Source organism: Stenotrophomonas sp. TWI273, assembly GCF_039674765.1.
Lineage (GTDB): Bacteria > Pseudomonadota > Gammaproteobacteria > Xanthomonadales > Xanthomonadaceae > Stenotrophomonas.
In genome coordinates this window covers 495,393-508,708 of sequence record NZ_JBDJOA010000001.1, presented here as the reverse complement: position 1 = coordinate 508,708, position 13,316 = coordinate 495,393, and the positions used below count along the sequence as shown (strand labels likewise).

The 13,316-nt window shown below is 56.1% G+C and carries 10 protein-coding genes; 8 read left to right on the top strand and 2 right to left on the bottom strand.

The window, feature by feature from the left end; translation table 11 throughout:
- Position 1: 1 nt before the first annotated feature.
- Together ABE571_RS02120 and ABE571_RS02115 are read right to left on the bottom strand one after the other, a co-directional pair.
- Positions 2-787 carry an SDR family oxidoreductase gene (locus tag ABE571_RS02120; protein ID WP_346493097.1) on the bottom strand — a complete coding sequence of 262 codons (786 nt, stop codon included), beginning with the start codon at positions 785-787 and terminating at the stop codon, positions 2-4.
- Positions 787-2,319 carry an aldehyde dehydrogenase family protein gene (locus ABE571_RS02115; protein ID WP_319623922.1) on the bottom strand — a complete coding sequence of 511 codons (1,533 nt, stop codon included), beginning with the start codon at positions 2,317-2,319 and terminating at the stop codon, positions 787-789. Before ABE571_RS02115 ends, ABE571_RS02120 begins: the two co-directional genes overlap by 1 nt.
- A gap of 322 nt (positions 2,320-2,641) precedes the next feature.
- On the opposite strand from ABE571_RS02115, the gene ABE571_RS02110 reads away from it, so the two are divergent.
- The 8 genes from ABE571_RS02110 (at position 2,642) to ABE571_RS02075 (ending at position 13,289) form a co-directional block, all read left to right on the top strand.
- Complete coding sequence (locus tag ABE571_RS02110; protein WP_346493096.1) at positions 2,642-4,114, top strand: undecaprenyl-phosphate glucose phosphotransferase; 1,473 nt, start codon at positions 2,642-2,644, stop codon at positions 4,112-4,114.
- 141 nt (positions 4,115-4,255) lie between these two features.
- Entirely contained in the window at positions 4,256-4,690 is a 435-nt protein-coding gene (locus ABE571_RS02105) for a low molecular weight protein-tyrosine-phosphatase (protein WP_346493095.1), read from the top strand.
- Between the two features lie 58 nt (positions 4,691-4,748).
- Positions 4,749-6,959, top strand: a complete 2,211-nt coding sequence (locus ABE571_RS02100; RefSeq protein ID WP_346493094.1) for a polysaccharide biosynthesis tyrosine autokinase — start codon at positions 4,749-4,751, stop codon at positions 6,957-6,959.
- A gap of 286 nt (positions 6,960-7,245) precedes the next feature.
- On the top strand, positions 7,246-8,511 hold the full coding sequence (locus ABE571_RS02095; RefSeq protein ID WP_346493093.1) for a glycosyltransferase WbuB: 1,266 nt from the start codon (positions 7,246-7,248) through the stop codon (positions 8,509-8,511).
- Positions 8,508-9,626, top strand: a complete 1,119-nt coding sequence (gene gmd, locus ABE571_RS02090; protein WP_346493092.1) for a GDP-mannose 4,6-dehydratase — start codon at positions 8,508-8,510, stop codon at positions 9,624-9,626. The genes ABE571_RS02095 and gmd overlap by 4 nt, the downstream gene beginning before the upstream one ends.
- Positions 9,627-9,635: 9 nt before the next feature.
- Positions 9,636-10,811 (top strand): hypothetical protein, encoded by a 1,176-nt coding sequence (locus tag ABE571_RS02085; RefSeq protein WP_346493091.1) that lies wholly within the window; start codon positions 9,636-9,638, stop codon positions 10,809-10,811.
- Complete coding sequence (locus tag ABE571_RS02080; protein WP_346493090.1) at positions 10,801-12,021, top strand: glycosyltransferase; 1,221 nt, start codon at positions 10,801-10,803, stop codon at positions 12,019-12,021. The genes ABE571_RS02085 and ABE571_RS02080 overlap by 11 nt, the downstream gene beginning before the upstream one ends.
- Positions 12,022-12,146: 125 nt before the next feature.
- Positions 12,147-13,289, top strand: a complete 1,143-nt coding sequence (locus ABE571_RS02075; RefSeq protein ID WP_346493089.1) for a hypothetical protein — start codon at positions 12,147-12,149, stop codon at positions 13,287-13,289.
- Positions 13,290-13,316: the final 27 nt, after the last annotated feature.

The following is a 13,316-nucleotide window of genomic DNA, read 5'->3' as shown; positions in this document are numbered from 1 at the left end:
TTTATCCCATCAGGACCTGGCCACCATCGACATTCAAGGTGTGCCCGGTGATCCAGCCCGCCAGGGGCGAGCACAGGAACAACGCGGCGTTGGCGACGGCCGCCGGCTCGCCGAAGCGACCGAACGGAATCTTCGCCAGGGTGTTTCGATACAGCGCCGGGTCCTGTTCGCGCCGGCGCGCCCACAGCCCGTCCTCGAACTCGATCGAGCCCGGGGCGATGGCATTGACGCGGATTCGTTGCGGCGCAAGGGCCAGAGCCTGCGAGGTGGTGTAATGCATCAGCGCGGCCTTGGCCGCCGCATACGGTGCGCCACCCGGGCGCGGCTGCTGGGCGGCGATCGAAGCCAGGTTGAGAATGCAGGCATCGCTGGACTGTTGCAGCCAGGGCAGCGCCAGCCGCGAGGCACGCACCGCCGACATCAGGTCGACGTTCAAGCTGGCCTCCCAGCCCGCCTCATCGTCGGCCATGCCATAACCGGTCGCGTTGTTGACCAGTACGTCGATGCCGCCCAAGGCCTGCGCAGCATCGGCCAGCCAGCGGCCGATGTCGTCCAGCCGGGAGAGGTCGGCACTGACCGTATGCACGGCCAAGCCGAGCGCCCCGGCATCCTCACGCAGCGCGGCCAGACCGGCCTCACCGCGTGCGCAGACCGAGACGCGGGCGCCTGCCGAAGCAAACGCCAGCGCCATGGCGCGCCCCATGCCCTTGCTGCCACCGGCAATCAGCACCCGGCGCCCGGTGAACTCCAGGCGCGGGCCGGCCGGCAGGTGGGGCACGGGATCCATCACAGGTCGAACTTGATGCCCTGGGCCAGCGGCAGCGAGTCGGAGTAGTTGATGGTGTTGGTCTGGCGGCGCATGTAGACCTTCCAGGCATCCGAGCCGGACTCACGGCCACCGCCAGTGTCCTTCTCGCCGCCGAACGCACCGCCGATCTCCGCACCCGAGGTGCCGATGTTGACGTTGGCGATGCCGCAATCCGAACCGGCTGCCGACAGGAAGCGCTCGGCGGTTTTCAGGTTGGTGGTGAAGATCGAGGAAGACAGTCCCTGCGGCACGCCGTTCTGCATGTCGATCGCCTCGTCCAGCGTGCTGTACTTCATCACGTACAGGATCGGGGCGAAGGTCTCGTGCTGGACGACCTCGTCGCTGTTCTTCAGGCCGGTCACGATGGCCGGCAGCACGAAGTTGCCGGCGCGGTCGATGCGGGTACCGCCGGTCTGCACGGTGCCGCCGCTGGCCTTGGCCTTCTCGATCGATGCCAGGAACTGCTGCACGGCGCCGTCGCTGTTGAGCGGGCCCATCAGGTTGGCCGGGTCGGTCGGATCGCCGATCTTGCCTTCCACCTGCTTGTACGCCTTGATCAGCGTGGCCAGCACGTCGTCATGGATGGATTCGTGCACGATCAGCCGGCGCGTGGTGGTGCAGCGCTGGCCGGCGGTGCCGACCGCGCCGAACACGATGCCCGGGATCGCCAGCTTCAGATCGGCGGTTTCGTCCAGGATGATGGCGTTGTTGCCGCCCAGTTCCAGCAGGCAGCGGCCCAGACGGTGGGCGACCTTCTCGGCGACCTGGCGGCCCACCTGGGTGGAGCCGGTGAAGCTGATCAGCGGCACGCGCTTGTCGGCCACCATCTTCTGCGACAGCTCGGTGCCGGCATCGTTGATCAGGAAGAACAGGTCCGGGAAGCCACCGTCGCGCAGCGCCTCATTGCAGATGCGCATGGAGGCGATCGCGGTCAGCGGCGTCTTGTTGGACGGCTTCCACAGGCAGATGTCGCCGCAGATCGTGGCCAGGAACGAGTTCCAGGCCCACACCGCGACCGGGAAGTTGAACGCACTGATGATGCCGACCAGGCCCAGCGGCTGGTACTGCTCATACATGCGGTGGCCTGGGCGCTCGGAATGCATGGTGTAGCCATAGAGCATGCGGCTCTGGCCCACGGCGAAATCGGCGATGTCGATCATCTCCTGCACTTCGCCATCGCCTTCGGGCTTGCTCTTGCCCATTTCCAGCGCGACCAGCGAGCCCAGGGCGTCCTTGTTGGCGCGCAGGGCTTCGCCACACAGGCGCACGGCTTCGCCACGGCGCGGGGCCGGGGTGGTGCGCCAGACCTTGAAGGCCTCCTGGGCGCGGGCGACGATGGTTTCGTAGTCGGCGTCGGTGGTCGCGTAGACCTTGGCGATGGCTTCGCCGGTGGTCGGGTTCACCGGGGTGATCACACCGGCATCGGTGGCCGAGGACCACTCGCCGTTGCCAAGGTAGGTGCCAGCGTTGGTCGCGTCGAGGCCGAGGGCCTTGAGCAGGTCAGAGGACATGCAAACTCCTGTTGCGTTGCGTTTGTAAGGCGCTGGCCGCTGGCAGGGTGGGGGGGCGGCAAGCTGAACATTGAATGGTAACAGAGCCAGCAATGGGACCTGCCGGGACTTTGACGCGCAAGCGTACGGGCGACAATGGACCTTATGTCATTGATTTTAATGGGAGGGTGAATAAGTTCAGGTTGCCGGACGGTCATCTTTGTGAGAAGTCTGTAAGATTGGCGCCGGTTTAGTGACCAGACATTCGCTCAAGGTCTTGTGAAACGACGGGGAGGTCGGTTGCACAAGCCGGAACGGGAGGCCGTCCCGGCGGTCATCCCTGATGGAGAAATTGCCTTTGCTACATGGATCCGTAGAAGAGTTGACCGCGCGGCGTGGACGCCAGCGTGTGACTGCCGAGGCTAGGGCTGCACTCGATGTGTGGCTGCGAGTGGGAGATTTGCTGTTGGTGCCAGGCGCCGCGGCGTTAACCCATATCGTCACTTACGGCTGGCTGGTGCCTACGCATCCGCAGCGGGTGGTGTTCGGCGCAGTGCTGCTCTGTACCCTCGTCTCCTTCGGCGTGGCGCCGGTCTACCGCGATTGGCGTAACCGCGGGCTTCTCGCCGATTTGTGGACTCTGTTCCTTGGCTGGACGGGCGTATTCGCTCTGTTCTCCATGTACGCGGTCCTGATCGATATGGCAGACACGGTGCCCGCTTTATGGCTGGTCGGCTGGTACTCGTTGGCCCTCGTTGCCATGAGTGCCACCCGTATAGGCATCCGCTTCCGCTTGCATTGGTTGCGGGCGCGTGGGCTGGATCGTCAGCGTGTCCTCCTGGTTGGCCTGCGTGCACCGGCATTGAAAGTGCATCGTCTGTTACGCAGCCGCCCGGAAATTGGCAAAGAGGTAATCGGATACTTCGCGGGTCCGGACGACATTGCACTGCGTAGAGAGGGGGCGGATGCACCGAAACATTTGGGTGATCTGGATGGCCTCGAGGCCTATCTAGACGCCCATCGCGGCCAGATCGAGCAGATTTGGGTGTCGCTACCGCTAGGTGGCCGTGCACGGTTGAAAGACGTACTGCGCTTGCTGGAGCGCTATCCCGTGCAGGTACGGCTCGTGCCGGATATCACTGGCTTGGGTGCGCTCAATCCAGGCGTGCATCAGGTCGGCAACGTGCCGATGATTGGTGTGCGCCAAGGTGTGGTGGAGCCGCGTTTCATCATCATCAAGCGTGTTGAGGACTTTCTGGTCGCTGGCATTGCCGTCATCCTGCTGTCGCCCCTGTTGGGCGTCCTGGCCCTTGGAGTCAAGCTGAGTTCGCCTGGGCCGATACTGTTCCGGCAGAGGCGCCATGGGCTGGATGGCAAGGAATTCTGGATGCTCAAGTTCCGTTCGATGCGCGTGCATGCCGAAGCGCCCGACAAGGTGACGCAGGCTATTCGCAACGATCCGCGGGTCACCCGGTTTGGTGCATTTCTGCGTCGTAGCAGCCTTGATGAGCTGCCGCAGTTCTTCAATGTGTTGGGTGGAAGCATGTCGGTAGTTGGGCCGAGGCCGCATGCGGTCCAGCACAACAATCAATACGAGCGGCTGATCGAACGTTACATGCATCGTCACTACGTCAAGCCGGGCATCACGGGCTGGGCCCAGGTCCACGGGCTTCGAGGGGAGACGCCCCAGTTGCGGCAGATGAAAAAGCGCGTGCAGTACGACATCGACTACATCCGGCGGTGGAGTCCGTTGCTGGATGTGCGGATCATTGCGCTTACGGTGTTGAAGGTGTTGGGGCAGAGGACGGCCTATTGAGTGGTTTGTAGGGCGAATTTGCGAAGTCAATCAATGAATCAATGTTAAAGGCTGCTTTGTCAGCCCTTCCGTGCGGTATTCTGTGCGATTGGCGCTGCTTGGGTCTGGTCGCGGCTGCACAGGTGTCTACAGGATAGTGTGGTGTTCAAAAATATTCTTTTTGTATGTGTTGGAAATATTTGCAGAAGCCCTTCAGCTGAAGTGATGCTTCGAAGCGTCGTGGAAAATGGTGCTATCCAGGTGTCATCTGCAGGACTGGGTGCGTTAGTGGGGCATAGCATCGATCGTACTGCGCAGGCGCTGCTACTAGAGCAGGGCCTAGATGGTAGTGCGCACGCGGCCCGGCAGATCAGCCCGGAAATCTTGGCCCAAGCGGACCTTGTTCTAACTATGGAGCGAAAGCACGTGCGCCGTATCGCCGAAATTGCTCCAGAAGCATCTGGTAAGACATTTCTACTTGGAAAGTGGCAGGACGAACGCGAAGTGCCAGACCCCTATCGTCAGCAACGACCTGCCTTTGAACACGTCTACAGGCTAATGGCCGAAGGCGTCGAAAGCTGGCGCCGACATCTCTGACGTTTCTTCCTGAACTCTCGTCCCAACACTCATTACCTCTGCTGTGATATCTCCTGCCATGAATACTGATTCGCGTAATGCTGCATCGGACGTCAATGATGAGATAGATCTGCGCCAGATACTCGGTACGCTGATCGACCATCGCTGGTGGATAGCCATCATCACGGGGCTCTTCTTCGCTGCCGCCGCCGCGTATGCGCTTCTCTCTCAGCCCGTGTACCGTGCCGATGCCATAGTCCAGGTTGAGCCGAAAGCTCCTTCCCTGCCAGGCCTTGCTGATATTAGCCAATCGCTAGGTATGAGTGGTGGTGCTGCTGAGGCGACTACAGAGATAGCTCTGATCACCTCGCGAGCCGTGGTGGGAAGCGCGGTAAATGCACTTGGACTGGATGTAGTAGTTGAGCCTAATCGCTTTCCTCTGGTCGGTAGCTACTTGGCTCGCAAGGCGGAGGGGGCAGCCCCTGGCGAACTCGCCGATGCACGTTTCGGTATGAGCAGATTCGGCTGGGGCGGGGAAGAGCTCAAGATTTTTCAATTGGAAGTGCCCCCCAAACTCATTTCTCAAGACCTGACGTTGGTGGCAGGAAAAGGTGGCGAGTACGCGCTGTTGGACGATGGCGGAAGCCTGCTGCTGAAGGGGGTCGTTGGGGTGCCCGCGAAGAACGGTAGCGTTGTGATGCAGGTGGAAGAGTTGAAGGCGCATCCAGGAATGCGCTTCAACATCGTAAAACAACGCCATCTTCAGGTTGTTAGCCGGTATCAAAAATCCATCTCGGTCGGCGAGTCCGGCAAGGATTCAGGGATCTTGACTCTTGCCTATGAAAACGCCGATCCAGTTTTGGCTCAGACGTTCCTTCAGTATGTAGCGAAGGCGTATGTCCGGCAGAACGTGGAGCGTAATTCTGCGGAAGCGTCGGCTCAGCTGACTTTTGTGAAAGAAGCATTGCCCAACGTCCGCAATCAGGTGGACGCTGCGCAAAAGGCGCTAAGTGCGTATCAAACGAAGGCTAATTCCGTAGACCTGACTCTTCAGACTAAAGGGCTCCTGGATCAAGAGGTGGCGGTTGAGACCAGTATTCAGCAGTTAAGAATGCAACAGGCGGAAATGGATCGTAAGTTCACTCGCGATCATCCTGCATATCAGGCGTTAATGCGCCAAATTGGCGATCTCGAGGGTAGGAAGAGTGGGTTCCAAGGTCAGGTTAAACAACTTCCTGAGGCACAACAGCAGCTTCTTCGACTTACCCGCGATCTTCAGGTCAGCAACGAGATGTACACGGGAATGTTGAACCAAGCGCAGCAGTTGGACGTCGCGCGCGCGGGCACGGTAGGCAATGTGCGGATCGTCGATGCCGCTGAGGTCGATGCCTCCATGCCTGTCAAGCCTCGCAAAGCGATGATTGTTTTGATGGGCACTCTGCTAGGTGGATTCCTTTCCATTGCCCTGGTGCTGTTGAGGCAAATGCTAAATCGTGGCGTCGAGGACCCAGCTCAGATTGAAGAACTGGGCCTTCCGGTCTATGCCTCCATTCCCGTCAGCGTGCAGCAGAGCGCTGATTCAGTGCGAGGAAAATTTAGGGCGGACGGAAAGCTGCATCTGCTTGCGGTCAAAGACCCGGCCGACCTTGCGATTGAAGCAGTACGTAGTCTTCGCACCAGTCTTCATTTTGCTAGATTGGAGGCAAAGAACAACATTGTCCTCATCTCTGGCGCAAGTCCGAACGCAGGCAAGACGTTCGTATCCTCGAATCTTGCAGCTGTCATCGCACAGGCAGGGAAGCGAGTTTTGATAATCGATGCGGATATGCGTAAGGGCACGCTGCACAGGGCTTTTGGCGTTCCTCAAACGCCCGGATTATCCGACCTTCTTGTTGGAAAGGCGGAGCGATCTGACGTTATACGTGGCCTCCCTGGTTTGGATAATCTGAGCTTCATCTCGCGCGGCGATGTGCCTCCAAATCCGTCCGAGTTGCTAATGCATTCAAACTTCACTCGCCTACTCGACGAGGTGTCGTCCAACTATGATCTTGTGATCATTGACACGCCACCTATATTGGCCGTAACCGATGCGGCGATTATTGCCCATCATGCGGGGACATGTTTAATGGTGGCGCGATTTGGGCTTAATCAGGCAAAAGAATTGGCATTGGCTAAGCATCGGTTTGAACAGAATAATGTTCGCATCAAGGGTGCTATTTTCAATGCAGTTGAGCGTCGCGCCACCGGATATTATAGTTACGGATACTACGAATATAAATCAACCCAATAATTTATAGGTAATGTTGTCGCATGCTCGGAAGCGGCATTTAGTTCATTGAAATGTGGTGGATGCTTCTTTCCGCGACGATATGGTTGAGATTTGTAGCAGGCGCCCAGTTTATTTGGTTGCCGACTAGATCTAAGACTGCCCTCTTGCATCGTTATGAGCGCTTAGTGGAATAGTGGTATTCGTTATAAGCGCAACGCGAGCTGCAGTGACCTTGTAGTATTTGTACGCAAGGCCAACGTCTCCTCGATGGTCGAGCGGCTTGGCCTGTTTCCAGTATGGAGGCCTCTTGGCAAAGATTCTGATTGCGGGAATTAATTTCGCCCCTGAGAACATCGGAACAGGGAAGTACACGGGCGAGATGGCGGCGTGGTTGGCCGGGGAAGGACATAAAGTGCGCGTAGTAACCGCGCCTCCATACTATCCTGCCTGGAAGGTTGTGGCCGGCTATCGACGGTTTTGGTGGTCGCGAGAAATCATTGACGGCGTCGAAGTGTTTCGCTGTCCTATCTGGGTGCCAGCCAAACCGAGCGGCCTAACTCGCATCATCCATTTGGCTAGTTTTGGCGTTTCATCACTACCGATACTGCTCGCGTCTGTGTCATTTCGTCCGGACGTGATCATAAACATCGCGCCGACGCTAGTTAGCGCTCCTGGAGTTCTGGCGGCAGCCAAGTTATGCCGCTCAAGGACGTGGTTGCACGTGCAAGATTTCGAGCTGGATGCGGCCCTAGACATGGGCATCGTTGAAGTGGGTGCGGCAAAGAAAGCAGCCCTAGCGATTGAGCGCTTGCTGCTGCGCCAGTTTGATCGGGTTTCCACGATTTCCGATAAAATGCTTGAACGAATCCTGGCGAAGGGTGTTGCGAAAGGCGCATCAGAGTATTTCCCCAACTGGGCCGATATCGACGGTATTCATCCGCTTGTGAAAGTTAGCTCGTATCGTGCTGAGCTAGGGATCCCGCTGGATGACGTGGTAGCACTTTATTCCGGGAATATGGGGCTGAAGCAGGGTCTGGAGCAATTAGGTGAACTTGCCCATGCAACTGCAGACCTCACTAAACTCCACTTCGTGTTCGGCGGCCAAGGGCCGGGGCGTGCAGTTCTAGAAAACATGTGTTCGGGCCTGAAAAACGTACACTTTCTTGATTTGCAGCCTGTCAGTCGGCTAAACGACTGGCTCGGGCTTGCAGACATTCATTTGCTACCTCAGCGCGCAGACGTCGCCGATCTTGTTATGCCATCTAAGTTGACTGGCATGCTGGCAAGCGGCCGCCCGATTCTGGCAACGGCCCATCCCGGCACAGGCGTTGCGGATGCACTGCGATGTAGCGGCATAGCTGTGCCGCCTGGCAATACAGAAGCGCTTGCATACTCATTGCGTTCATTAGTCTCTTCGGCTGAAACTAGAAAGCAACTCGGGCAGGCGGCGCGTGCTCAGGCAGAGAGTACACTGGCGCGCGGCGCCATTCTCGGGCGCTTTCAACAAAAGATGCTCTCCCTGCTGGCGCAAGATGCGACCAGCGAAACTTCGACTGACACGGATCCAGCATGACCAAGCGCGCACTAATCACCGGAATCACTGGCCAGGACGGCTCATACTTGGCAGAGCTGCTTCTTGAAAAGGGATATGAGGTCCATGGTATCAAGCGACGCTCATCTTCATTCAATACTCAGCGCGTAGATCACATTTACCAAGACCCCCACGATTCCGGGGCGCAAATGCATCTGCATTACGGGGATCTAACGGACAGTAGCAATCTGACCCGCATCATCGCGGAGGTCGAACCGGACGAAGTATACAACTTGGGCGCCCAAAGCCACGTTGCTGTCAGTTTCGAGGCGCCCGAATACACCGCCGATGTCGACGGAATGGGTACTCTGAGGCTATTGGAAGCTATTCGCTTTCTGGGTCGCGGAGACAAGACCAGGTTCTACCAGGCCTCCACCAGTGAACTGTACGGGTTGGTGCAACAAGTCCCCCAGACTGAATCGACGCCCTTCTATCCGCGTAGCCCTTATGCCGTGGCTAAGCTTTATGCGTACTGGATCACGGTTAACTATCGCGAAGCCTACGGAATGTACGCATGCAACGGAATTCTCTTCAATCATGAGAGCCCCCGGCGCGGTGAGACTTTCGTTACACGTAAAATCACTCGAGGATTGGCAAACATTGCCCATGGACTCGAGAGCTGTCTCTACCTAGGCAACTTAGACGCGCTTCGCGACTGGGGCCATGCTAAAGACTACGTCCGCATGCAGTGGATGATGCTGCAGCAGGACTCACCACAGGACTATGTAATCGCAACTGGAGTACAGTACAGCGTTCGCCAGTTCATCGAGCTCTCAGCAAAAGAGTTGGGCATTACCCTCGTGTTTGAGGGCAGCGGTGTAAACGAGCGTGCCGTAGTTTCCTCGGTTGATGGCTCTAGGGCTCCAGCAGTTCGGCCCGGTGATGTCCTTGTACAAGTGGATCCACGATACTTCCGCCCTGCCGAAGTCGAAACTCTCTTGGGCGACCCTGCTAAGGCCAAAGACGAACTCGGCTGGGTCCCGCAGATATCGTTGCAAGAAATGGTCCGTGAGATGGTTGATAACGATTGGTCGCTGGCCGCGCAACAGGTGGTGCTCCGTGCGAACGGGTATCGCGTGAATTCTAGTAAAGAGTAGCGCCGGCTTATGCTCGGTAAGAACAGTGGTCCAGCCTTTTCTCTATTCGCAAGGGTAGCTGCAGCGGGGTGCCAAGGTGTTTTTCTCGTGCTCCTTGCCCGGTCGGCTAGCCTTGCAGAGTTCGGCATATACTCGACCATTTGCGCGGCGGGGGCAATTGTTATCGGGCTGGTCGGACTGGGCCTGCCAATCCGAGCACTTCAGCTCAGGGCTGATCAAGCAGACCTGGGTGGCAGCTATCTGGGCGCGGCAGCAATTCTATCTGCCACATCTTGTCTAGTCTGCCTGGTTATTAGCACGGCCATTGCGGGCCATATCTCATGGATTGGATTCGCAGCATCTTGTTTTACCGCTGCTGAGCTGCAGAACAACATTGCCCAGTCTTATCTTTACGGAATGAAGAGAAACCGAGACGCTGATGTGTTCACTATGTTTCGACGGTTGCTGCCCCTCGGTGCTCTGGTGGTTGGGTGCTCCTATTCAGATAGCGGCCTGATTTTCCCCCTCGTATCGTTCAGTTTCGTTGCGGCGTGGCTATGGGGCGTGTTCAGGTTCGCCGGGCGATACCATTTTTCTAATATACGAAAAGATGTGTTCAGAGGCGGCAGTGATTACTGGTTGATAAACGTGTGGGCGATGCTGCAGCAATTGGATGTGATACTAATAAATACATTCTTTGGTTCGTATCTTTCTGGTTTGTATGCGAGTGCGGTGAGGCTGGCAAGTCCTGTTCATATTGTCACTTCGGTGGTGACTTCCCGACTCGTTCCAAATCTTACGCACGCACCGGATCCGACTGCCCGAAGTATCGCGTGGCGGCAGGTATATGTGCCGTTGCGGGCATTGCTGGCATTAGCACTGATATGCTCGCCAGTGCTGTTTTGGCTCGCCCCCTTAATCTTCGGGTTGCCGAGCTCGGCGCTCAATCTGATGTACGTTGCAGCGTTCGGGGCCGCCATACTGAGCCTGTACTCGCAGGTGATGTCCTCAGCTCTCTACACTCAGGGGATGGCTTCCGTTGTGCAGCGCTATACGAAAATTGCCGTACTCTTCGGACTATCGCTGGTTGCAGTTGGTGGATTCTTCGAAAACTACGCTGTGGCTGGAGCGGGAATCCTGTGTTCACAACTTGTTCTGTCCTTGTTGCTACTGAAAGCAAAGAATGAATTCGAACATGCGAAATAAGCTTGGGAAAGTCTTAGTAGTTTTCTCTGATGATGGCTTGGGAGGCACCAGCCGGAGCGCGCTTACCTCATGCGACTCCTGGCTTTCGCTGGGATATGGCGTAGCCATATATGCTGCGAAGGGTGTCGCTGAGTCGAGACAAGCTTCTTTCGAATCAAAGGGGGCAATGCTTGGCCACCTCTCTGATGTCTGTTGGAGCGAGATAAAAGTCGTCCACTTTCACTATTCGAGTTATTCCGCCGGTCAGCAGGCAGCTATTGATGCACTAATAGAAAGTGTTAGCGCGTACAGTGGCCCCTCACCAATTCTGATTGTAAACAACATATTTGCAATCCCCGACAATGCCTTCAATCGCTGGCCTGGACGCTGGTGCACAACCGTCCTTGGTCGGTGGGCTGCAGTCCAGTATGAGCTCAGCAGCCTTCGGCTGGGCAGCATTCCATTTGTAGTTGGAAATGGCCAAGACGCAGAATTTTTCCGACGGCCATCCATGATTGAGCGTATTGAGGCGAGGCTCGCGCTTGGTATCAACGACAATGAGCGCGTGGTCCTCCGTATCGGCTCCCCGCATGAGGGGAAGTGGTCGCAATCATACTTGGCTCTTGCGGACGCTTGTGCCGAGGTGGGGAGCACGCTAATTCTTGTAGGCGCGCCCGTCTCGCTGCAGCTCGCTCTGCGAGATCGGGCGAGCTGCCGCTTAGTTAATCGCGTCGATGACGACACTCATCTTCGTGACTTTTACTGGGCTAGTGATTGCTTTGCTCTCGATGCACAGCGCGGCGAGTCTTTCGGGAACGTGATTCTCGAAGCACTCTGCACCGGATTGCCAGTGGTATATCGCGCGCGAGAATTCAGAGACAATACTCCGTGGGAATTTCGCTCTATCCAAGGCTTTTCATATGCTGGGAGAAAGCAGGCTTTTATTCGCGAGGTGATCGATGTCCACCTGGCCAGTAGCGCGCGTGGCGATCGAGCTTTCGACGTGGCGCATACTTCTATAAGTGATCGATATTCTGTTTCAGCCGTATCTCGAATACTGGGATCAATTGTTAACCAAATTAAATCACATCCGCACGATGGAAAAATCTCCGGAGCACGTGATTCCAATATCTCAGTGTTGCAACTTGGTAAAGTCTCGGTGCTCCACAATCCAATAATCTCTTACTTAAAGCAACTCCGATTGAAGGTCCGCGGCAAATGGAGATTCTAAACTACCTACTGTCGACAATCATAGTGCTTGTGTCCGCGATGATGTCGGTGAGGGTGTTCCGATCAGGACGTTTAACATACTGGTCGGGTGTCCAATTCGGATACTCATACTTTGTAGGAGCTCCCGTGCTCCTTTCTGCTTTGTTTGGATCCATTAAGCAGATTGACGTCCCAATTGCCAACATGTCTATTTCGGGTGGATCCGGCATCTATCTCGTTTGCGCACTCGTCGCATGCATAATCTTCATTATTCCTGACAAGTATATAAAGTTTAAGACCTGGCGCTTTAGTGCTCCGGTTGATTCGCTGAGGTTTCTTTATTCCTACTCGATTTTCTATATCATATTCACGGCGTACGGCTTTGTGTCATCGGGAAAGCTGTCCGGTGGGCACTGGTATAGTAGTCACGGCGAGGCCATGCAGGGTGATGCAGTAGCGGTCGCATTGTTGCAGATTAAGAACGTAATGCGATTCACGCTCCCATTTCTTCTCCTTTTCTATCGAAAGAATTATCGAATATCACATGCGGTGTTTGCTTGTTCTCTTCTCGCGATATCGGTCCTTGAGTTGATCGTGTCGGGCAATAGAATTATTACGTTGACATGCATTATTGCCTACGCGCTTGCCTATCGCACCATACCTGCTAGGAGTTACGTCATCCTTCTGCTTGCAGCCCCAATCATTATCCAGGCGAACTCGATCTTTCCCATCGTCCGAGGCATGATGTGGAGTGATGGGTTAAACTATCAGCAAATGAGTTACGCAGTTAAGGCTGCCAATGGGCATTTGGGTACTGCGGAGGGTCGGGATATTCAGTTGATGCTATCCTCTTCATTTGAGGCGAGCAATCTCAATATGGCTAATATGGTCGTTGACAGCTACCCGTCAAAATACGACTACTTGATGGGTGATACCTTCATAGTTCGTCCTCTCACCTTCTATCTCCCAAAGGCTATATGGCCAGATAGACCGGAGGGCTTCGGTCTAACCCTAGGTCGGTTGTCTGGATTGAACGTCGATGGAATTGCACTTAACTCGACGTATATCGGTGAGGCGTATGCAAATTTTGGCCCACTATCCGTGTTCCTTCTTCCTCTGATCCTCTGGGGTCTGTCAAACATCTTTAGAGCATTCGACTCTGAGGCGGTTCAGTCCATGGCGTTCGCCGTCGGCTTTGCGGGCTGGAGATTTGATTTGGTTTTTTCCGTAGTGGCGTTTTTGACGTTTCTCGCTATCTGGCAAATCTCAAAGCTGAGGGTGCGCCGGTGAGTTCTGCGGAATATAAAGGGGATCTAG

Coding starts and splice junctions, on each gene's coding strand:
- ABE571_RS02085 (WP_346493091.1), top strand. CDS start 9,636: ATGCTCGGTAAGAACAGTGGTCCAGCCTTTTCTCTATTCGCAAGGGTA.
- ABE571_RS02080 (WP_346493090.1), top strand. CDS start 10,801: ATGCGAAATAAGCTTGGGAAAGTCTTAGTAGTTTTCTCTGATGATGGC.
- gmd (WP_346493092.1), top strand. CDS start 8,508: ATGACCAAGCGCGCACTAATCACCGGAATCACTGGCCAGGACGGCTCA.
- ABE571_RS02110 (WP_346493096.1), top strand. CDS start 2,642: ATGGAGAAATTGCCTTTGCTACATGGATCCGTAGAAGAGTTGACCGCG.
- ABE571_RS02100 (WP_346493094.1), top strand. CDS start 4,749: ATGAATACTGATTCGCGTAATGCTGCATCGGACGTCAATGATGAGATA.
- ABE571_RS02120 (WP_346493097.1), bottom strand. CDS start 787: ATGGATCCCGTGCCCCACCTGCCGGCCGGCCCGCGCCTGGAGTTCACC.
- ABE571_RS02115 (WP_319623922.1), bottom strand. CDS start 2,319: ATGTCCTCTGACCTGCTCAAGGCCCTCGGCCTCGACGCGACCAACGCT.